At 34.5% G+C, this 20,903-nt stretch carries 19 protein-coding genes; 11 read left to right on the top strand and 8 right to left on the bottom strand.

The annotated features are described in order from the left end of the window. Window positions 1-352 precede the first annotated feature (352 nt). Window positions 353-1,453, bottom strand: coding sequence for an OmpA family protein (locus ACPF9A_RS17760; protein ID WP_423999004.1), 1,101 nt, complete (start codon window positions 1,451-1,453; stop codon window positions 353-355). 187 nt (window positions 1,454-1,640) lie between these two features. On the opposite strand from ACPF9A_RS17760, the gene ACPF9A_RS17755 reads away from it, so the two are divergent. Next, window positions 1,641-1,955 (top strand): YegP family protein, encoded by a 315-nt coding sequence (locus tag ACPF9A_RS17755; protein ID WP_423999002.1) that lies wholly within the window; start codon window positions 1,641-1,643, stop codon window positions 1,953-1,955. Here the strand turns inward: ACPF9A_RS17755 and ACPF9A_RS17750 are convergent. Then, complete coding sequence (locus ACPF9A_RS17750; RefSeq protein WP_423999000.1) at window positions 1,941-2,969, bottom strand: threonine aldolase family protein; 1,029 nt, start codon at window positions 2,967-2,969, stop codon at window positions 1,941-1,943. The genes ACPF9A_RS17755 and ACPF9A_RS17750 overlap by 15 nt on opposite strands. Window positions 2,970-2,989: 20 nt before the next feature. Continuing rightward, a complete protein-coding gene (locus tag ACPF9A_RS17745) occupies window positions 2,990-5,398 on the bottom strand; it encodes a zinc-dependent metalloprotease (RefSeq protein ID WP_423998998.1) in 2,409 nt (802 codons plus the stop codon). Between the two features lie 195 nt (window positions 5,399-5,593). On the opposite strand from ACPF9A_RS17745, the gene ACPF9A_RS17740 reads away from it, so the two are divergent. From ACPF9A_RS17740 to ACPF9A_RS17710, 7 genes are all read left to right on the top strand, one after another. Then, complete coding sequence (locus tag ACPF9A_RS17740; RefSeq protein WP_423998996.1) at window positions 5,594-7,057, top strand: circularly permuted type 2 ATP-grasp protein; 1,464 nt, start codon at window positions 5,594-5,596, stop codon at window positions 7,055-7,057. Window positions 7,058-7,066: 9 nt separating this feature from the next. Continuing rightward, window positions 7,067-8,014, top strand: a complete 948-nt coding sequence (locus ACPF9A_RS17735) for an alpha-E domain-containing protein (protein ID WP_423998994.1) — start codon at window positions 7,067-7,069, stop codon at window positions 8,012-8,014. 30 nt (window positions 8,015-8,044) lie between these two features. Continuing rightward, window positions 8,045-8,899, top strand: a complete 855-nt coding sequence (locus ACPF9A_RS17730) for a transglutaminase-like domain-containing protein (protein WP_423998992.1) — start codon at window positions 8,045-8,047, stop codon at window positions 8,897-8,899. A 62-nt stretch (window positions 8,900-8,961) separates the two neighbouring features. Next, window positions 8,962-10,063, top strand: a protein-coding gene (gene prfB, locus ACPF9A_RS17725; RefSeq protein WP_423998990.1) for a peptide chain release factor 2 whose coding sequence is annotated in 2 segments (ribosomal slippage) — window positions 8,962-9,027 and window positions 9,029-10,063 — 1,101 coding nt in all. Because the reading frame shifts where the segments join, the coding sequence is not laid out codon by codon here. Between the two features lie 62 nt (window positions 10,064-10,125). Then, entirely contained in the window at window positions 10,126-10,470 is a 345-nt protein-coding gene (gene arsC, locus ACPF9A_RS17720; RefSeq protein ID WP_423998988.1) for an arsenate reductase (glutaredoxin), read from the top strand. An 87-nt stretch (window positions 10,471-10,557) separates the two neighbouring features. Further along, window positions 10,558-11,070: a hypothetical protein gene (locus tag ACPF9A_RS17715; protein ID WP_423998986.1), complete on the top strand. Its 513-nt coding sequence runs from the start codon at window positions 10,558-10,560 to the stop codon at window positions 11,068-11,070. A gap of 4 nt (window positions 11,071-11,074) precedes the next feature. Further along, window positions 11,075-13,570, top strand: a complete 2,496-nt coding sequence (locus ACPF9A_RS17710) for a TonB-dependent receptor domain-containing protein (RefSeq protein WP_423998984.1) — start codon at window positions 11,075-11,077, stop codon at window positions 13,568-13,570. 62 nt (window positions 13,571-13,632) lie between these two features. Here the strand turns inward: ACPF9A_RS17710 and ACPF9A_RS17705 are convergent, their stop codons facing one another. Next, window positions 13,633-13,806, bottom strand: coding sequence for a hypothetical protein (locus ACPF9A_RS17705; protein WP_091609002.1), 174 nt, complete (start codon window positions 13,804-13,806; stop codon window positions 13,633-13,635). Between the two features lie 170 nt (window positions 13,807-13,976). Between ACPF9A_RS17705 and fumC the strand changes: the two genes are divergently transcribed. Then, window positions 13,977-15,377, top strand: coding sequence for a class II fumarate hydratase (fumC, locus tag ACPF9A_RS17700; protein ID WP_423998981.1), 1,401 nt, complete (start codon window positions 13,977-13,979; stop codon window positions 15,375-15,377). Between the two features lie 67 nt (window positions 15,378-15,444). On the opposite strand, the gene ACPF9A_RS17695 is transcribed toward fumC, so the two are convergent. Next, window positions 15,445-16,332, bottom strand: a complete 888-nt coding sequence (locus ACPF9A_RS17695) for a hypothetical protein (protein ID WP_423998979.1) — start codon at window positions 16,330-16,332, stop codon at window positions 15,445-15,447. 152 nt (window positions 16,333-16,484) lie between these two features. Here ACPF9A_RS17695 and ACPF9A_RS17690 point away from each other — a divergent pair, with 152 nt between their 5' ends. Continuing rightward, window positions 16,485-16,943: a GNAT family N-acetyltransferase gene (locus ACPF9A_RS17690; RefSeq protein ID WP_423998977.1), complete on the top strand. Its 459-nt coding sequence runs from the start codon at window positions 16,485-16,487 to the stop codon at window positions 16,941-16,943. Window positions 16,944-16,953: 10 nt separating this feature from the next. Continuing rightward, the gene (locus ACPF9A_RS17685) at window positions 16,954-17,775 is read left to right on the top strand and encodes an MBL fold metallo-hydrolase (RefSeq protein WP_423998975.1); all 822 of its coding nucleotides are present in this window, start codon (window positions 16,954-16,956) and stop codon (window positions 17,773-17,775) included. Between the two features lie 64 nt (window positions 17,776-17,839). On the opposite strand, the gene ettA is transcribed toward ACPF9A_RS17685, so the two are convergent. The 3 genes from ettA to ACPF9A_RS17670 form a co-directional block, all read right to left on the bottom strand. Beyond that, entirely contained in the window at window positions 17,840-19,531 is a 1,692-nt protein-coding gene (gene ettA / locus ACPF9A_RS17680) for an energy-dependent translational throttle protein EttA (protein ID WP_423998973.1), read from the bottom strand. Between the two features lie 76 nt (window positions 19,532-19,607). Beyond that, the gene (locus ACPF9A_RS17675; protein ID WP_423998972.1) at window positions 19,608-19,784 is read right to left on the bottom strand and encodes a CAL67264 family membrane protein; all 177 of its coding nucleotides are present in this window, start codon (window positions 19,782-19,784) and stop codon (window positions 19,608-19,610) included. A 79-nt stretch (window positions 19,785-19,863) separates the two neighbouring features. Continuing rightward, window positions 19,864-20,832 carry a Gfo/Idh/MocA family protein gene (locus tag ACPF9A_RS17670; protein ID WP_423998970.1) on the bottom strand — a complete coding sequence of 323 codons (969 nt, stop codon included), beginning with the start codon at window positions 20,830-20,832 and terminating at the stop codon, window positions 19,864-19,866. Window positions 20,833-20,903: the final 71 nt, after the last annotated feature.

The following is a 20,903-nucleotide window of genomic DNA, read 5'->3' as shown; positions in this document are numbered from 1 at the left end:
AAATAAGGCATTCAAAAACGAAACGCATAACCTCTGCAAGAGTAGTTAAGAAATCGCCACTACATGCAATTGATGCGCTACAGACCTTCTAAGAGAATTCTATACTTCAAATAATAAATAGAATAACCAAGAGATTCCTTTCTAGTAAATCTTAAAACATTCGCAAATACAATCCCGGTAAAAGTGTATAGCCATCGGAGTTTATTAGCTAACCGTGTACAAAATTAATTGTGTCAATCAATAATGATAACAAGTATTATTCAGCTACTAGCAGAATTATAGCTAGTTAAATATAAAGCACAAAAAAAGGGCTTACTTTACGTAGCCCTTTTTCCTATTAATATACTATGTACTAGTTATTAATTAATCTAAATTGAGTTCTTCTGTTTGCTGCGTGCTCTCTTGCAGTACAAGAAACACCATCTTTACATCTGTTTAATAATTTAGTTTCACCGTAACCGTTAGCTACTAAAAGACTAGAATTAACACCTTTTGTAATTAAGTAATCAGCAACCGCTTTAGCTCTTCTTTCAGAAAGATCTTGGTTAGAAGCTGCTCCACCTTGAGAATCTGTATGAGAAGCTAATTCAACTTTAACACCAGGGTTTTGAGCCAATACTGGTAACAATCTGTTATCGATTAAGTTTCTTGCTTCTGCAGTTAACGTTGCGCTACCAGACTCCCAGTTAATAGGTAAAGCTTGGTACTCAACTAATGCACACTCCACTTCTTTCCAAGTAGTTAATCCACCTTTTTCCTTTAATACTTCTTTAGAGATAGTAGTAGTTTTTGCAGGTATTAATTCTTCTACTGTGTAAGCATCTTTATCTAAAACTGTTTTAGTAATTTCTCTGTACTCAGCAGGAATAATTTTCTCAACAACTGATGCAGGAGAAATTAGTACTGATTTAGTGTAAGATCCATCTTTAGATCCTAACGGAGAACTAGTAGTAGAAGCAGCATTAGCAAGAACTTGAGTTGAAACTGTCTCAAATTGTGCAGGATACCCTTTGTAACACCAGTATCTACAATCATCAGGGTTACCTGACTCACAATCAGGAGCAGCAACTCCTAATTCCCATTGTGCATACGCTGGCTTTATTTCTAATGTTTGTGTGCTAGGAGAAAAAGAAGCAGGAATCACCTGTAAAGAATTTCCACCTCCTTTAGATACATACGTTACAGTTTCTGTTCCCCACTTAGCAGGAACTACTGTTAGTACTTTTTCTTCTTCTCTCACTAATACACGTTCTGTAATTGTCTTGAATGTAGCAGGAACCGTTTTTAAAATCTTGTAAGACGGATTTGTTGTAATTGTTGATGACTCGTTTACATAAACATCTGGAGTTGTACAACGAACATAACATTTACCAGGTTCTGGATTTGACGGCAAATCTTGTGCCATTGCAAAAGAAGCTGAAAATGCAACTGCTAGAAATAATACTTTTTTCATTTTGATAGTGTTTAAAATTAATAATTGGTTATTTGAAATTATTTATTTGAGGTTTCCTGTTTAGTCGTTTCATTTTAGTGTCAAACTCTAATTTGAAACCGACTGGGTTAACGCCTCAATAATTAAGACACACTATTATTTAGAAAGTCACTAAAAAGCAGAGAAAATATTAATTATCTTTAGTGATATGATTAAGATTGACAAAAAAGAAGACGGGTTTTATCAGTTCATTTTAAAGTCTGACAATGGTAATACCCTATTAAAGAGTGTATCGTTTAGTACTGAGAACGAATTAGATAACACTATAAAAGATATAAAAGCGCTGAAAAACGCGAACGGTAAATTTTTTGAACGTAGAACAAATACCGATGGGAAATTTTTGGTGGAATTAAAAAATTCTACAGGAAAAATAATCGGCTCCAGCGGACTTTACTCCTCTGAAGCCGGTATGGAAAATGGAATATTGAATATTTCTAACAGTATTGACTTAGGTATTAAATAGCCGCAATTGCTTTAATAATTCTTCGTGCATGTTATCTGTGTAATCTAAATGGGTCACCATTCTCAATTTACCTTGACCCATGCCAATGATTAAAATATCCTTTTCCTTTAAGCTATTTACAAATTGATCACTGGTCATATAAGATTCATCTATTTCAAAAATGACAATATTTGTCTGTATAGGCTCAACCTTTTTTATGAAAGATTTTGATGCTAATGCATTTCCAATTTCTTTTGCCTTTTTATGATCTTCTGCCAATCTATCGACATTATTATCTAAAGCATATATTGCTGCGGCAGCCAAAAAGCCAGACTGGCGCATACCACCACCAAAAATTTTACGAATTCGCAGCGCCTTATGCATATGTTCTTTTGTGCCCAACAACAAAGATCCAACCGGGCAACCCAAGCCTTTACTTAAGCAGACACTTATAGTATCGAATAACTGACCATATTGTAATGCCGTTTCATTCTTTTCTACCATGGCATTCCATAAACGGGCACCATCTAAGTGATATCCTAATTTATAATCATCGCAGACCTTTCTTATTTTCTGAAGCTCTTGAAAATCCCAACAGGTACCACCACCTTTATTTGCGGTATTCTCAACACATACTAATGTTGAAAGCGGACTATGATAAAAATCTGGCGGATTAATAACTGACTCAACCTGAGCAGCCGTCATTGTACCTCTATCACCATCGACCAACCTACATGAGACACCACTATTAAAACTGACTCCGCCACCCTCATAATTATAGATATGAGCATATTTGTCACATATTAACTGTTCGCCTGGTTGTGTATGTAATTTTATAGCAGTCTGGTTCGTCATAGTACCACTAGGAAAAAACAACGCAGATTCCATCCCAAAAAGCTTAGCCGCTTTTTCCTCTAACGCATTTACTGTTGGATCTTCTTTAAAAACATCATCACCCACAGCAGCAGACATCATAGCATCTAACATGCCCGGCGTAGGTTTTGTTACCGTATCACTGATAAGATTAATTAGCATAACAGATTGTAAAAATTGAATTAATGAAAACAACTAGTTCCAATTGGCGAACCATCAGGAATCTTTGGCGAAGGTATCACTTTGAACAATTCTGGATGCTCGCCAAATGTTTTAATTCTTTTAACCATTTCTGCACTAATTGCATTTGAGCCTGAATCTTTAACCAATTGAAAACTCAATTCTTTTAATTTTTGAGATGCAATAGCATTTACCTGCGGATGCACATCTGTATGACCTGCCAAATTCATAATATGAAATAACACTCTAAAATTAATGATGGTCTGGGCTTCGCTCAAATAAGCATCTTTCTGTTTCTTATTAATAGTTGCTGCAATCAATTTATCTAAAACCTCATCTAAACCAACATTATCGGTAGCAATTGCTTTTTGCTGAATTAGTCTTGATGCTTTCTCTGGATGTAATAAAAACGTCAACGTCATGTCTGATGCAGTTTCAACTGCCGACAATGCATCAAAAGAAACACCTGTTTTACCATTTATAGATTCTCTTGTTCTTGGCGTACCAAATGCACGTGGTGGAAACAAGCTTAATTTATCTTTAGGTATTGCTATTTCATTTGCATCTAAAGTCTTTAAAACAACTTTTAACGCTTCTTCTTGCATTGCTTTATCTGCAATAGCAACAACTTCTTGTCCATCACCTTTTATAGCATAGTTATATTCTAACCCTCCTATAACCTTCGCTACACCTTCCGTCTGGTACCTATGAAAGAAATAAAGTGGTACAAATACATCTTCTAAAACCGAATACGGCGTACCTTCTTGAATATTATCTGCAGAAAAATTATTTATAGCCACTTTGCGCAGCTTCAGCATATCATCTAATTCTTTACTAACATTTGTACCGTTGTCCCATAAATGAGCCAACACATGAGCACTACCTTGTGGTCGTGCATCTTGATCGGTAATATAACGCAGTCCGTCAGTCTTGGCTTTATCCAAAATTTTGTTCAGTCCGTCTTTCTCGCTTTCACCTTCATTAAAATTTTGATAAGAATAAGCAACTGTAACCTTATCCCAATCCCCTATTCCTACTTCATAGGCTTTTACAAAATCAACTTCACCATTTATTAATGAAAATTGCGGATGCGGATAATCCATCACCGACGATTTGTTGGTAGTACTTGCTGCATAATTATGAGCGAAACCCAAAGTATGTCCGATTTCATGAGCTGACAGCTGACGAATACGGGCTATTGCCATTTCTAGCATGGGTTGGTAATTATCATCTCGTTCAGCAAAAGGCTTGTTCATTAATGCCTGTGCAATTAAGAAATCTTGACGAATTCTTAAACTACCTAAACTTACATGACCTTTCATAATTTCGCCAGTTCTTGGGTCGGTTATACTACTACCATAGCTCCATCCTCTTGTAGAGCGGTGTACCCATTGAATAACATTATACCGAACATCTAAAGGATCGGCATCGTCTGGTAACATTTTTAATTGAAAAGCATCTTTATAACCAATAGCTTCAAAAGCCTGATTCCACCAACGACCACCTTCCAAAAGTGCAGACCTTACAGGTTCAGGCGTTCCATTGTCTAAATAATAAATAATTGGTTCAACCGCTTCACTAACTGCTGCCGTAGGATCTTTTTTCTCTAAACGGTGTCTTCTAATAAATTGCTTTAAAATATTAGATTCTACTGGCGTTGCGTAATCGTAATAATTAAAAGGAGAAGAACCTGATCTTGGGTCAAATACACGTTTTTCATATTTAGTATCTGGTAACTCAATAAAAGAATGATGTTCAGCCACCGTAACCAAATTTGCATTTGGTGCAACACTTCTTATATACCCTCCTTTAGCTTCACCGGTAAAAGTCATGGTAACATCAAATTCTACATTTTTTGGGAAGGCTTTAGTTCTTTCAAGAGCAAATGCACTTTTAGATTTATCTAAACTATACGAACCTTGTTCTGTTCTTTTTAAACGGTTAGATACACCATGAGCATCTTGCATTAAAAAATCAGTAATATCAATAACATATGTACCACTTTTCCCTTCTACAATTGGGAAACCGAATAAAACTGATTTAGCAAAAGCCTGCTCTACAGATTTACGTTCTAATTCATTATCGGTAATCGCCCTATATTTCATATTCGGCTGAACCAACAATAGTTTGTTACCAGCTTTCTTAAAAAAGACTACTTGTTCATCTCCTAATTGACCTCGATCCAAACCAATATCATTGCTACCAATACCACTGCTTAAAGAGTAGACATATAAAAACTCCTCTTCTAAATTATCGACCTCCAAATAAATTTTATCGGTTTCGCCGTCATAATAGAAATCATAAAGACCTTCATACTTGACAAAATTTTTCTTCTTATCACTGAACTGAGCAGATAACAAATTAAAGGACAGTATTAAAAACCCGACCAAAAGCATATAATTCTTTCTCATTCTCTTATTAGTTTTGTTTAAAAGTATAGAAAAACTTACGAATGAAAAACATATAGAGTAAACTAAATTATAATTACCAATCTTGTTAAAAAAGCTATTGAATAATTACATAATGAATAAAAATACTATCAATTATTACAAAAATACCATTTGTTTATTACGTTTTATCATGTACCTTTTACAAAAACAATTTCTATGGCCAACATTGAAAATCAAATATTCTCTTCTTATCAAAGAAACCCAGATTTGTATGACGAAATTTATGATAAGGAAGGAAAAGTAAAAGAAATATACCAAAAGCTTTTCGAAATTTATGGAGAACACACGATAAGTGATTATGTAAATTTAAACTCTAAGGCTAAATCTTCTTTTTTTAATCAAGGAATTACATTTCAGGTGTATGGTGATAGTAATGTACAAGAGAAAATATTTCCGTTTGATTTATTTCCCCGTATAATTGACCATAAAGAATGGGATATAATAGAGCGTGGATCCATACAGAGAAGTAAGGCTTTAAATTTATTTCTATGGGATATTTATCATGACAAAAAAATACTAAAGGATAAAATTGTTCCATTAGATTTAATTACATCGTCAGCCAACTACCTAGATCAGATGAACGGCATAAATCCTCCAGGTGGTATTTATAATCACATTTCTGGTATTGATATTATTAAACATAATGATGGTAAATACTATGTATTAGAAGATAATATTAGGTGCCCATCTGGTGTTAGTTATGTAATATGTAATCGCACAGCCCTTAAAAAAGCTCTATTTGGAGTTTTTAATCACTATCAAACCTATTCTGTTACCAACTATGCAGAAAATCTATTAGAATTACTTGAATCCGTTAAACCAAAAGGCGTAGATGTACCAAATGTGGTTGTAATAACGCCTGGTATGTACAATTCTGCGTTTTATGAGCATTCGTATTTAGCGAAGACCATGGGTGTGGAATTGGTAGAAGGTCGCGATTTATTTGTGGAGAACGATTTCGTTTATATGAAAACTATAAAAGGTCCTGAAAAAGTTGATGTCATCTACAGACGAATTGATGACCAATTTATAGATCCTTTAGAATTTAGACCAGATTCAGCCCTTGGTGTGCCAGGCTTATTTGCTGCTTATAAAAAAGGAAACGTCACTTTAGCAAATGCCCCAGGAACTGGTGTGGCCGATGACAAAGCTGTGTATACCTATATGCCACAAATCATTAAATATTATTTAGACGAAGAACCAATACTTAACAATGTTCATACCTACCATTGTAGTAGACCAGATGAGTTGAAATACGTACTAGAGCATATACACGAATTAGTTATAAAACCGGTTGATGAGGCAGGTGGCTATGGCATTTCTATAGGTAACAAATTAACCAAAGCAGAAATTGAAAAAGTAAAAGCTGAAATTAAGGAGAACCCAAGAAAGTATGTGGCACAGCCAATTATGTCCCTAAGTGTTCACCCAACATACATAGATGAAACTGAATCTTTTGAACAACGCCATGTAGATTTAAGAACATACACAGTTCTAGGCAAAGACAAAGAATTTGTATTAAAAGGAGGATTAACTAGAGTAGCATTAAAAAGAGGAAATTTAATAGTAAATTCTTCTCAAGGTGGTGGTTCGAAAGATACATGGGTATTAAAAAAATAATAAAAAAATATGCTAGCAAGAGTAGCCAATAATTTATTCTGGATGGGTCGTTATATTGAACGCTCAGAACATGTTGCACGTTATTTGAACGTGAACTATTTTTCATCTTTAGATGCACCTAATATAAAATCGCAAGATAGACAGTTTGTATTAAGATCAATGCTATTTATGCTCGGCGACCCCGAGAAAGATGAGAATAAGTTTCTTAAAGAACAAGATGTATTATATAGTATCGGTTTAGACCCTAACAATCCTTTTTCGATCATAAGCACGGTAAAACTAGCTAGGGAAAACGCAAATAGTGCGCGAGATTTAATATCTACAGAGCTATACGAAGCAATTAATAAATTTTACCATTTCGTTCTTAATTACCCAAAAGAAGTTTTTGTAAAGAATGGGCTTCATGACTTTACAAGTAACATTGCAGAAATGACAGCAATATTACGTGGTAAAATAAGAGGAACGTTGCTACATGATTCTGTCTATGCAATTATAATGATGGGTGTAAATATTGAGCGGGCTACACAAATAACCCGAATGATAAATTCTAAGTACAACGATGCTCTATTATCTCAAGGAAGTCATGGTGATAAATTTAGTAAAAGTTTTGAATGGACAACACTCTTAAAATGCGCAGAATCATATGATATGATGCGTAGATTTTACAAAAAAACACCTACTAGCATAACTACCCTAGAATTTTTGATTTTAAACCCTAATTGCCCAAGATCAGTTATGAATTCATTAAATCAAGTAAACGAGCATGTAAGAATGCTTAACCCCGAAAAACGATATAACAACGATTCAACCGCGTTTTTAATTGGCAGGGTCAGAGCAGAATATGAGTTTAAATATGTTGAAGAAATAGAAAAGGATATTAAATCATTTATTGAAGATATTTTAGATAGCCTAGTCAAAATAAGCAACAAAGTTGATGAAGAGTTTTTTAACTATTAAGACCATTTATTAGGGGTATCTTTGATTATTATGCCAAACCAATATAATATAACCTATAGAACAGAAAATACATATGAGAATTGGGTAAATGATGCCTATTGGCAATTTCTGATTATTCCTATGGAAAACAATACTCAGCATCATATCGATGTTGAATTTTCCAATTCATTATTTGCTGTAAATGAATTTTCAATAAACGGATATGGTTTTAGAGCGATACGAGTGCATTCAAAGAAAAAATTCAAGAAAATTAATTTTGAAGCAAAGTTTAGTTTTATAAAAGACCATACAGACCCCTTTAATTTTCCTTTAGAAATAAATGATTCTTTGGCATATAAAGAAATTAATGAATTAATCTTTAAAATTAATTTTGAAGCCTTTCTAAGAAGTACACCGCTAACCAAGCTACCAAACGACGTAGATTCGATTTTTGAATTTAATTTATCAAACACAATTTTCGAAAATCTACAAGAGTTGAATAAATGGACCTTTACTCATTTACAATTTAAAACAGGTGTAACTCAGGTTGACACAAAATTGACTGACATAATATCAGTCAAACAAGGTGTTTGCCAAGATTTTACACATTTATTCTGTGCTATAGCAAGACAGAATGGTATACCTACAAGATATGTGTCTGGATACTTAAATCAAGAACATGGGCTTTTAGGAGATTCTCAAATGCATGCATGGGCAGAATGTTATATTCCACAAGTTGGTTGGAAAGGTTTTGACCCCACTAATAATATTTTGGCAAATACGAATCATATAAAGGTTTGTCATGGCAAAGACTATAATGATTGTTCACCTTTAAGAGGAATAATTTATTCTCACGGAAGAAACAAAACTACACATACTGTAAAGGTGCAAAGCCAAGAACAGTAATTCCAAAAAATCATTCTTTACAATCAACAAAAGAGTATTATTTTTACCCAAAATAAAATTTTATGAACGTAAGTATAGACCACTACAAAGGTCTTATAGATCGCCTTGGTGCGTTGAGGAGGTATCTTTGACATCGATGGCAAATTAATAGAAATAGAAAACGAGCAAGAGAAAACCTTGGCACCTGATTTTTGGAATAATCCCCAAGAAGCACAGACTCATATGAAATTCATCCAATCTAAAAAGCAATGGGTAGATGACTATAATGCAGCAGAAAATTTAATTGCAGAATTAGAAATACTCATTGAATTTCAACAAGAAGGAGAAGTTTCAGAAGAGGAAGTTGAAAATCAATATACAAAAGCTTTGAATACCATTGAAAAGATGGAATTCAAAAACATGTTGTCTGAAGAAGGTGATGAACTACCGGCAGTTTTGCAAATTACCGCAGGTGCAGGTGGAACAGAAAGCTGCGATTGGGCTGCAATGCTTATGCGTATGTATATGATGTGGGCAGAAAAGAACGGTTACAAGATTAAAGAGCTCAATTATCAAGAAGGTGATGTTGCCGGTATTAAAACCGTAACATTAGAAATTGATGGTGAATATGCCTTCGGATGGCTGAAAGGTGAAAACGGCGTACATAGATTGGTACGAATTTCTCCGTTCGATAGTAATGCAAAGAGACATACTTCTTTTGCATCGGTATATGTTTACCCATTGGTAGATGACAGTATAGAGATTAATGTAAATCCCGCAGATATTACAATCACCACTGCAAGGTCAAGTGGTGCCGGCGGGCAGAATGTTAACAAAGTTGAGACTAAAGTTCAATTAACCCATCACCCTACAGGTATTCAAATTTCTTGTTCAGATAGTAGAAGTCAACACGAAAATAGGGCTACGGCAATGAAAATGCTAAAGTCTCAATTGTATGAGATCGAACTGCGTAAGAAAATGGAAGCAAGACAAGAAATTGAGTCTTCTAAAATGAAAATTGAATGGGGATCACAGATTAGAAATTATGTAATGCATCCTTATAAATTAATAAAAGATGTACGCACAGGCGAAGAGACAGGCAATGTCGACAATGTTATGAACGGAGATATTGATCAATTTCTAAAAGCCTTTCTAATGTTAATGGGTCAGAGAGAAGAAGAATAAAAATGTAATCCCAATCCATATGATTTAATGAATTGGGATTATATTTATTAAATTTAAAAATCATGATTAAAATATATCATAATTCTAGATGTAGTAAATCTAGAGATGGTTTAAAAGTGTTAGAAGAATCTGGCAAGACTTTTGAAGTAGTAAAGTATTTAGAAGAAATACCAACCAAAGAAGAATTAAGAAATATTATTAGCTGTCTAGATATTAAACCTATTAATCTGGTACGTAAATCTGAAGCAATTTGGAAAGAGAAGTTTAAAAACTTACCCTTATCAGATGAAGAATTGATAACTGCGATGATAGAATACCCTAAATTAATAGAGAGACCTATCGTCATAAATGGCAATACAGCTGTTATTGGCAGACCGACATCGAACATTAATGAATTGCTAAAATAGAATCCCTTATAAACGCCTAGTCAATTATCTTAACAAAGTATTAACCATTTACGGTTAAACCATAGTATAACTTTATAATCTAATCATATGAAAAAAGTAATAAAATGTAGCAATCTAAAGTTTTTGGGCTTGCTAATAATTCTATTAGGAAGTTCTGAAATTTACCCACAATACGGTTATGGCAATAGCGGTTATGGATCTCGAGGTGGCAACGGTTATGGCAGACAAGGTAGTTCAATACCTCAGGCACAAACACCAGCCGAAGAACCAAAACCTAAAACTGCCGAGGAATTGGTTGACGGCGAAATGCCAAGAATTACTGAAGCGCTTGCGTTAAATGATTTTGAACAGGCTGTATTAAGTTCTGTATTAAAGAAATATGTGCAAGAGCGTATAGAAGCTCAAATTTTGAAACTTCCGCCAGAAAAAATGGCAGAGGTTTATGAGAATATAACAAAAAGACAAGATGAAGAATTAAAGGCTGGTTTGCCTTTAGAAAAGTATGAGGCTTTTGTTGCATTACAAAAAGATGGTGTTTCAAAAACCTTGAAGAAGAATAAAAAGAACAAAAAAGAAAAACGAAAGAAAACCAAAAACTGACTAAATGAAACAACTTTTTCCCTTACTCCTACTCCTAGCACTATCCTTCAATTATACATATAGTCAAAGACCGGGAGGAGACCGGGAAAGAGCTCCGATTACAATTAGCGGAAAGGTTCTTGATAAAGACGACAACCTTCCTTTAGAGTATGCCACACTAGTACTACAAAGTGTGAACAATCCTGATAAAATTACGGGAGGCATCACAGATATCGATGGTAATTTTAAGGTAGAAGCATCACCTGGCAAATACAATATCTCTATCGAATACATTTCATACAAAACATACAAATTACCAAATCAAACTCTAACAGAAAATAAAGATTTAGGCACTGTTAGACTTGCCTTAGATGTTGCTCAATTAGAAGCTGTTGAGGTTGTTGGAGAAAAAACAACCGTAGAGGTTCGTTTAGACAAAAAAATATATAATATTGGAAAAGACTTAACCAACAGCGGCGCAACTATTACTGATGCACTTAATAACGTACCATCAGTTGATGTTGATGTAGAAGGTGCTATTAGCCTACGAGGCAATGCAAATGTAAGAATCTTAATTAACGGAAAACCATCGGCTCTTGCTGGGTTTGGATCTACAGATGCATTAACACAGCTACCTGCAGATGCTATTGAAAGTGTTGAGGTAATTACTAGTCCGTCTGCAAGATATGATGCAGAAGGTACCGCAGGTATTCTAAACATTATTCTTAAAAAGGAAAAAACACTTGGTTTTAACGGCTCTGTAAATACTACTATTGGGTACCCGGTTAATAGTGGCATATCGGTAAATACAAATTTACGTACCGACAAATTTAATCTCTTCAACACAACAGGTTACAACTATAGAGATGCCCCTGGTAATGCTTTTTATGACAACACCTACTCTTCTGGTACCTATGACAGAATTATCGAAGACAGAGAATATAATAGGCTGCGTAAAGGATTTAATACCAACTTAGGTTTAGAATATTTTTTAACTGAAAAATCTTCTATAACTGGTAGTGTATTCTACAGAACATCTGATAGCGAAGACGATACGGAAAACACCAACCAAAGGTTTATAGATAATGCATTAAATAGCGAAACATTTAGAACTGAAGATGAAAATGAAGATGATGAAAACTATCAATTCTCTTTAAATTATGTGAACGATCTTGACGACGACGGACAAAAATTAACTGTAGACCTTCAGTACTCTAAAGGTGAAGAAGATAAATTTTCAATTATTCAAGAAAACAATACATTACCTAATAATAATTTAATTGTATTAGAAAATGTATTCGAGAACGAAACAGATAATGAATATTTGGTTCAAGCTGACTATGTGCTACCGATGGGCGATGCTCAGTTTGAAGTTGGTTATAGAGGTACATTTGAAGAAACCGCAACTGACTACCGTTTAGATTCTCTAAATCAATCTACAGGACAGTTTGATATTAATGAAGACCTTACCAATTTATTCACCTATACCGAAAATGTAAATGCATTATACACACAGTACGGAAACAAATTTGGGAAGTTTTCTTTTTTACTAGGATTGCGATTAGAAAACACGCAATTGAAAGGTGAACTATCTTCTCTTTATGACACTAGCGAATTAGAAGATCAATTAGGTGTTGATGTGGAAGCCAATTTTGATAAAAACTACTTAGGACTTTTCCCTACTGTGAATTTAATTTACGAATTAGCAGAAAATGAAAATATTTCAGTAGGTTACAACAGAAGAATAAACAGACCTAGAGGAAGGTTCGTAAACCCTTTTCCATCTAGATCTAGTAGAACAAATATTTTTCAAGGAAATCCCGATTTGAACCCTGCATTCTCAAATGCTTTTGATATAGGTTATTTAAAGAGGTGGGATAAACTAACCCTTACTTCATCTATCTATTATCAGAAAGAAACAGACTCTTTTGAGCGAATTCAAGAAGAAACAGGGCAAACGACCACTGATGGTATAGAAATTATAAGATCTATTCCAATCAACCTTTCTACAAATGACAGAATAGGTTTTGAGGCAGGGGTATTATATAGTGCCGCTAAATGGCTACGCTTAAACTCTAGTTTTAACTTCTTTCAATTTTCTACAGAAGGGGCTTTTAATGGTGTTGATTATGGAACTACAAATACAAGTTGGTTTGCGAGATTTAGTTCTAAAGTTTCATTACCTGCAAAGGTAGATTGGCAAACAAATGCGTTTTATAGAGGACCATCTTCAACTGCGCAAACAGAAAACGGAGGTATATTTTCATTGAACTTAGCCTTTAGTAAAGATATCTTAAAAGATAATGGGACCATTTCCCTAAACGTAAGTGATTTACTAAACTCTAGAAAAAGAACTTCTTATACAGAAACAGAATTCTTTACTTCAGAAAGTGAATTTCAATGGAGACAACGCCAGATAACTATGGGGTTTGTATATCGCTTTAATCAACCAAAGGAAAGAAACAAAAAAGGAAGAGGTGATGGTAACGGCGAAGATAACGGAGATGAAATAGAAGGATAGAAACCAGAAAACAAGACACAAAAAAAAGGAGCCAATAGGCTCCTTTTTTTATACTGTATTATTTAAGCCTCTCTCGCGGCTTTTTTCTTATCGCGTCTTTCTTTCAATAACTCTATAATGTTACCTCCTAACCAGTAAGGAACAACAAATAATAACAAAAACATCATCAGCCAGAAACCAATGGTTAATATGGTCAAGAAAGCTAAAAATCCTAAATATTGGTCAAAATCAAACATATCTTATTACTTATATATTGCAAAGATACCATAAACGAATTATTTTTTGCAAACGTTAGGCAAAATTTATTTCACTAATCTGAACAATGTTGTCACTATTAAAATAAATGTAAACCTTATTTTTGAACTTCTAAAACAAGTTAACTTAAGATTCATTAAAATATACTACTATGAAATTTAGAATCGAGAAAGATACCATGGGTAATGTCGAGGTACCCAAAGACAAATATTGGGGAGCGCAGACAGAGCGTTCTCGCAATAACTTTAAGATTGGTCCTACGGCATCTATGCCGTTAGACATTGTTTATGGCTTTGCCTATTTAAAAAAATCAGCAGCCTATGCTAATTGTGAACTTGGTGTATTAGCAGCTGAGAAAAGAGATTTAATTGCTCAAGTTTGCGAAGAGATTTTAGAAGGTAAACTAGATGACCAGTTTCCTCTAGTAATTTGGCAAACGGGTTCTGGTACGCAAAGTAACATGAACGTTAATGAAGTTGTTGCAAACAGGGCTCATGAAATTGCTGGTAAAGTAATCGGTGAAGGCGAGAAAACAATTCAACCTAATGATGATGTAAACAAATCTCAATCATCGAACGATACCTTCCCAACGGGTATGCATATTGCAGCTTACAAAAAGATTGTTGAAGTGACCATACCGGGCGTTACCCAATTAAGAGATAAGCTTCACAAAAAGTCAATTGAATTTAAAAATGTAGTTAAGATTGGTCGTACACATTTAATGGATGCTACTCCCCTAACCTTAGGTCAAGAATTTTCTGGATATGTTTCTCAATTAGACCATGGTTTAAAAGCATTAAACAATACACTGGCACATTTAAGTGAATTAGCTCTTGGTGGTACAGCTGTTGGTACAGGTTTAAACACACCAGAAGGGTACGATGTTTTGGTTGCCAAATACATTGCTGAATTTACAGGGTTACCTTTTATTACAGCAGAAAACAAATTTGAAGCATTAGCTGCTCATGATGCAATTGTTGAAAGTCACGGTGCATTAAAGCAATTAGCTGTTTCTCTTAATAAGATTGCCAATGATATTAGAATGATGGCATCTGGTCCTCGTTCTGGTATCGGTGAAATCATTATTCCTGCAAACGAGCCAGGTAGCTCTATTATGCCAGGTAAAGTGAACCCTACACAATGCGAGGCACTTACTATGGTTTGTGCTCAAGTTATGGGCAATGATGTTGCTATTAGCGTTGGTGGTACACAAGGGCATTATGAATTAAATGTTTTTAAACCAATGATGGCTGCCAACATATTACAATCGGCACAATTAATTGGCGATGCCTGTGTAAGTTTCGAAGAGCACTGTGCTGCTGGCATTGAACCTAACCATGAAGTAATAAAACAATTATTGAACAACTCATTGATGTTGGTTACTGCTTTAAATACTAAAATAGGGTATTACAAAGCCGCTGAAATTGCAAACACTGCCCATAAAAATGGAACCACCTTAAAAGTGGAAGCAGTCAACCTAGGCTATGTTACTGAAGAAGATTATGACGATTGGGTTAAACCAGAAAATATGGTAGGTAGTTTAAAGGACTAAAACCAAACTAGTAGAAATGAAAAATGGCGACCAATTGGTCGCCATTTTTATATCAAATAAGGTAATCTTACTTCAACATGAATTTAGAAGTACCCAATAATTTTAATTGATCATCATAAACGTTTACCATATAGTTACCGTCTTTGAAGTCACCAGATGGCTTACTAATATAATCACATACATCTAAAGATTTGTTCTCATAGTAGAAACCAGTTTGCTTACTGTAAGTAATAGAAGCTCCATTATCATTAGTTTTAGAGTTACTACCACCTAATACATTACCTTGAGGATCTAAAACTTCTAAGAAGAACTCTCTATCACCAGCTTGTGCAATAACGTTATCTGCAACAGTAAAACAAATTTTAAACTTGTCAGTTGCTTTAGCACGTTGTGTAGAAACTAATTTACCGTTGTTACGCTCTTTAACTGCATCAACATTAAATTTAGATAAGTTCAAAGCAGAACCTTTCTCAACTACTTGTGCCAAGTTTGTGTTTTGTACAACCAAAGAATCATTAAAAACTGTTTGCTTCTCTAATTCAACATACGTACTATCACGTTGCATAGCAATCATAGAGTTAGAACGAGTTAATGAATCAACTTGCTTTAATAATTGCTCTCTTTCAGCTTTAAGAACACCAACTTGTCTTCTGTATCTAGATAAAGATCCGATATCAGCTTTCATTGTCTTTACAGAGTCAATATATTTTGCAATATTATCTCTAGCACTAACTAACTCTTCGTTAGTTGCATTGCTCTCTAAAATAGCTTTATCATACTCAGATTTTAAGCTATTTAAATCTTCTACTACCAATTCTTTCTCTTTAGAAAGAACAACTTCGGTCTTCTTTTTATCTTGGTAAAGACTTACTGTGTAAATGATAGTTCCTAAAAGCACAACACCTAAAAGAGCGGTCAAAACTTTTAAGCCGTTGTTGTTTTTTGTTTCAGTCATAATTTTAAATTTAATAAAGTGTCTGTTTGTTCAGGTTATATACGAGTTAATTTAATTTTTAGATTTTTTAGTGTTAAAATAAATTCTTGATCATGATAAATACCCTATAATAAGACATAACTTAGGATTTATAAATATACCCATTTAAGATTATGCTTACCATTGTACCTTATGAGTCTAAATATACTCAAAACTTTAAAGAGTTGAATATAGCATGGATAACAGAATTTTTTACTGTGGAAGAGAAAGATAAGGAGTTATTAGAAAACAGCCAGACTTCTATTATTGATAAAGGCGGATTTATTTTTATGGGATTATGGAATAATGAACCCGTAGGATGCTTTGCATTAATTAAAAAAGATAATCGAAGATTCGAATTAGGAAAAATGGCTGTAGATAAAAATTACCATGGTTTACAGATCGGTCAAAAATTACTAGCCTACGCTATAGATTTTTCTAAAAATGAAAATTGGCACACCTTAGAACTTTACTCCAGTATAAAATTAGACACGGCACTGCATATATATAAGAAATTCGGATTTATAAATGTTCCTTTAGAGGATAATTTAGAGTATCTTAGGTCAGATATAAAAATGGAACTAACTCTTTAAACGTAACATAATGAAACTAAAAGAATTACTTGTTTTACTAATGATAGGCACAATTTTTTTTTCTTGCAAAGAAGTAAAAAAATCTGAGGGCGAAATAGATGCTACCACTGAAATCGAAGAAAATATGTCTGCACCAGTTGAAATGAGTGAACGCAAAGTTGATGCTATTAAAATAACACCAATAGAACACGCGACAGCAGTAATTGAATGGGAAGATGTTGTTATATACGTTGACCCTACTGGTGGAGCAGCTGCTTTTGAAGGTCAAAAAAACCCAACTTTAATATTGATTACCGATATACATGGTGATCACTTAAGTGCCGAAACTCTTGATGCCTTAGACACTTCTAATGCAACTTTAATTGTACCGCAAGCAGTTGCCGATGAGTTACCTGCAACGTATTCAAAGCAATTAGAAATTATGGAGAATGGTGCCAGCAAGAAATTAGCGGGAATTACCATCGAAGCCATACCTATGTATAATCTGAGAAAAGAAGCTTTAAATTTCCATACCAAAGGTCGCGGTAACGGTTATGTTCTTACAATCGACAAGCAACGAATCTATTTTTCTGGCGATACAGAAGACATTCCAGAAATGCGTTCTTTAAAAAATATTGACAAAGCTTTTGTATGTATGAATTTACCATACACGATGACAGTTGAAAGCGCTGCTTCTGCAGTATTGGATTTTAAACCAAAACAAGTTTACCCTTATCACTACAGAGGCAAACCAGATGTTAGTGATGTTGCAAAATTTAAGCAATTAGTCGATGCAGGCAATCAAGGCATTGAGGTTGTTCAATTAGATTGGTACCCTAATGCTGAATACTAATTTTATCAGTTAGATTAAAATAAAAAAGCCCGCGATTGCGGGCTTTTTCTATATAAATACTTGATTATCTAATCAGTTTCTTATACTTGATTCGTTTCGGCATTAAATCTCCGCCTAAACGTTTCTTTTTGCTCTCTTCATAGTCAGAGAAAGAACCTTCAAAGAAATATACTTGAGAGTCACCTTCGAAGGCTAAGATATGTGTACAAATACGATCTAAGAACCATCTATCATGCGATATTACCACCGCACAACCTGCAAAGTTCTCCAAACCTTCTTCTAAGGCACGTAATGTGTTTACATCTAAATCGTTGGTAGGCTCATCTAATAGAAGAACGTTTCCTTCTTCTTTTAATGTCATTGCTAGGTGTAAACGGTTACGCTCACCACCAGATAACATGTTCACCTTTTTATTTTGCTCACTACCTGTAAAATTAAATCTACTCAAATAAGCACGAGAATTGACTTGCTTACCACCCATCATTACCATCTCTTGCTCATCACTAAAATTCTGCCAAATGGTTTTTTCAGGATCGATGTTAGAATGACTTTGATCAACGTAGGCGATTTTAGCAGTTTCACCTGTTTCAAATTCTCCTTTATCAGGAGTCTCTTCACCCATGATCATTCTAAAAATAGTTGTCTTACCAGCACCATTCGGACCAATAATACCAACAATACCAGCTTGTGGTAATTTAAAGTTCAAATCTTCGTAAAGTAATTTATCATCAAAAGCTTTACTTACTCCCTTTGCTTCAATTACATTGGTACCCAAACGAGGTCCGTTCGGAATATAAATTTCAAGTTTTTCATCAAGCTGTTTTTGATCTTGACTCATTAACTTATCATAATTATTAAGACGAGCTTTCTGTTTTGTCTGCCTTCCTTTTGCACCTTGACGAACCCATTCAAGCTCTCTCTCTAAAGTTTTCTGTCTTTTAGAAGCCGTTTTGCTCTCTTGAGCCATACGCTTCGATTTCTGATCTAACCAAGATGAGTAATTCCCTTTCCAAGGGATACCTTCTCCCCTGTCCAATTCAAGAATCCAACCGGCAACATTATCCAAGAAGTATCTATCGTGAGTTACGGCAATTACGGTTCCTTTATATTGTGCTAAATGATGCTCTAACCAATGTACAGATTCTGCATCTAAGTGGTTAGTAGGTTCATCTAATAATAAAATCTCAGGTTCTTGAAGTAATAATCTACACAACGCAACCCTTCTTCTTTCCCCACCAGACAATACTGAAATTTTCTTATCAGGTTCTGGTGTGCGTAAAGCATCCATTGCAATTTCAAGCTTGGTATCTAATTCCCAAGCATTTGCAGCATCAATTTTGTCTTGCAAAAGAGCTTGTTGATCCATCAACTTCTGCATTTTGTCAGGATTCTCATAAACTTCTGGGAGTCCGAACATATCATTTATCTTATTGTATTCATCAAGAATAGCAACAGTCTCCGCTACACCTTCTTTTACAATCTCTAAAACGGTTTTGTTTTCATCCAATTCAGGTTCTTGCTCTAAGTACCCAACATTGTAACCAGGTGAAAAAACAACATCACCTTGAAAGTTTTTATCGACTCCCGCAATAATTTTCAATAAAGTAGACTTACCAGACCCGTTTAAACCTAAGATTCCGATTTTGGCACCGTAGAAAAAACTTAGGTATATATTCTTTAAAACTGGGGTATTCGCATTTTTATAGGTTTTCGTAACTCCTGACATGGAGAAGATGACCTTCTTATCGTCTGACATAATAGTATATTATAAAATGAATAAATTAGTAAACCTACCTGTAGATACATAAGTAGGTCTAAAGTTCAGGTTTATATTAAACCCTTCCTTTTAGTGCATTAAATACCCAAGCAATGGCAAAGAAACCAACACCAACAGCAGCAAAGCCGTAACCAGCAACATCTCTATATCTATATGCTCCAAGAGCGATAAGACCACAACCTACAATTATCATAATAAATGTTGCCCATGCGAGCACTGTATTCTTGTTCATTTTTGAGTCAATTAAAATTTAAGCTAATTTCAAATATCGGAAATTTTAAGATATTTGACCTATTAAAATATAGCAATTATTAAAACGGAAACACAATTCCTGTTTTTTTACGAATCAAATCTATAATCGCAATTAAATCTAGACTATTTTGATGGTTCCATAATTCGCTTTCCTTCTTGCCAGAAATGAGACAATCGTGCACTTCTTCAATCTCATGAACATAACCTTTGCCCATTTTTCCAACCTCATTAGCAGTGCATTCGCCATCTTTCTCTAAAGTATACCCCGTAGCTTCATGCCATCTTGGGTGAATAAAAATAGAACCTTCGCTTCCAGCAATTTCCGCCTTCTTTTCTGAATTTGAATTGAGTCCGCTATACAGAATGGCTTGAGCCTTGTCATAATTAAAAATCATGCTGCATTGCACCTCAACTCCCGTTTTATAAAAATTAGCTGTCGCTTTTATATCCTTCGGTTTTCCTAATATTAAATAAGCTAGAAATATAGGGTAGATTCCGATATCTAAAAGCGAACCACCAGCAAGATCCGGATTCAATAACCTTCCTTTTTCATCCCTATCCAGTCCATAAAAAGCAAAATCTGCATGTAAATATCCTACTTCACCTATTGCCCCATTATCTACCAATTCTTTTACCTTTTTTATAGTAGGGTTAAAACGCGACCATAATGCTTCCATAAGAAAAACATTATTTTCTTTGGCTACGGTAATCATTTCTTCAACTTCATGTCTATTTACGCCCATTGGCTTTTCGCATAGTACGGCATTACCAGCTTTCATAGCGGCAATACTCAATGTTGCGTGCGAAGTATGTGGTATTGCTAGGTAAATGACATCAACTGTATTGCTTTTAAACAACTCTTCATAACTGCCATAAGCATTTGGCGCGCCATATTCGTTAGCAAAATCTTGAGCTTTCTCTAAGCTTCTTGAAGCTACAGAAACCAATTTACCACTCTTTACCAAGGCTAGGTCTTTAGAAAAACTATGCGCAATGTTACCAGCCCCAACAATACCCCACTTTATCATACTTTTTGTTTTTTGTTGCATGAACACCAAAATTAACTCCTTATCTTTATCAAAAGAAAAGAAATTATACA

This window comes from Maribacter sp. IgM3_T14_3, assembly GCF_049603095.1.
Taxonomy (GTDB): domain Bacteria; phylum Bacteroidota; class Bacteroidia; order Flavobacteriales; family Flavobacteriaceae; genus Maribacter.
This window is presented reverse-complemented; position numbering and strand designations above follow the sequence as displayed.

Excerpts from the sequence above, each read along its gene's own strand:
- ACPF9A_RS17760 (WP_423999004.1), bottom strand. The coding sequence starts at position 1,453 with ATGAAAAAAGTATTATTTCTAGCAGTTGCATTTTCAGCTTCTTTTGCA.
- ACPF9A_RS17755 (WP_423999002.1), top strand. The coding sequence starts at position 1,641 with ATGATTAAGATTGACAAAAAAGAAGACGGGTTTTATCAGTTCATTTTA.
- ACPF9A_RS17750 (WP_423999000.1), bottom strand. The coding sequence starts at position 2,969 with ATGCTAATTAATCTTATCAGTGATACGGTAACAAAACCTACGCCGGGC.
- ACPF9A_RS17745 (WP_423998998.1), bottom strand. The coding sequence starts at position 5,398 with ATGAGAAAGAATTATATGCTTTTGGTCGGGTTTTTAATACTGTCCTTT.
- ACPF9A_RS17740 (WP_423998996.1), top strand. The coding sequence starts at position 5,594 with ATGGCCAACATTGAAAATCAAATATTCTCTTCTTATCAAAGAAACCCA.
- ACPF9A_RS17735 (WP_423998994.1), top strand. The coding sequence starts at position 7,067 with ATGCTAGCAAGAGTAGCCAATAATTTATTCTGGATGGGTCGTTATATT.
- ACPF9A_RS17730 (WP_423998992.1), top strand. The coding sequence starts at position 8,045 with ATGCCAAACCAATATAATATAACCTATAGAACAGAAAATACATATGAG.
- arsC (WP_423998988.1), top strand. The coding sequence starts at position 10,126 with ATGATTAAAATATATCATAATTCTAGATGTAGTAAATCTAGAGATGGT.
- ACPF9A_RS17715 (WP_423998986.1), top strand. The coding sequence starts at position 10,558 with ATGAAAAAAGTAATAAAATGTAGCAATCTAAAGTTTTTGGGCTTGCTA.
- ACPF9A_RS17710 (WP_423998984.1), top strand. The coding sequence starts at position 11,075 with ATGAAACAACTTTTTCCCTTACTCCTACTCCTAGCACTATCCTTCAAT.
- ACPF9A_RS17705 (WP_091609002.1), bottom strand. The coding sequence starts at position 13,806 with ATGTTTGATTTTGACCAATATTTAGGATTTTTAGCTTTCTTGACCATA.
- fumC (WP_423998981.1), top strand. The coding sequence starts at position 13,977 with ATGAAATTTAGAATCGAGAAAGATACCATGGGTAATGTCGAGGTACCC.
- ACPF9A_RS17695 (WP_423998979.1), bottom strand. The coding sequence starts at position 16,332 with ATGACTGAAACAAAAAACAACAACGGCTTAAAAGTTTTGACCGCTCTT.
- ACPF9A_RS17690 (WP_423998977.1), top strand. The coding sequence starts at position 16,485 with ATGCTTACCATTGTACCTTATGAGTCTAAATATACTCAAAACTTTAAA.
- ACPF9A_RS17685 (WP_423998975.1), top strand. The coding sequence starts at position 16,954 with ATGAAACTAAAAGAATTACTTGTTTTACTAATGATAGGCACAATTTTT.
- ettA (WP_423998973.1), bottom strand. The coding sequence starts at position 19,531 with ATGTCAGACGATAAGAAGGTCATCTTCTCCATGTCAGGAGTTACGAAA.
- ACPF9A_RS17675 (WP_423998972.1), bottom strand. The coding sequence starts at position 19,784 with ATGAACAAGAATACAGTGCTCGCATGGGCAACATTTATTATGATAATT.
- ACPF9A_RS17670 (WP_423998970.1), bottom strand. The coding sequence starts at position 20,832 with ATGATAAAGTGGGGTATTGTTGGGGCTGGTAACATTGCGCATAGTTTT.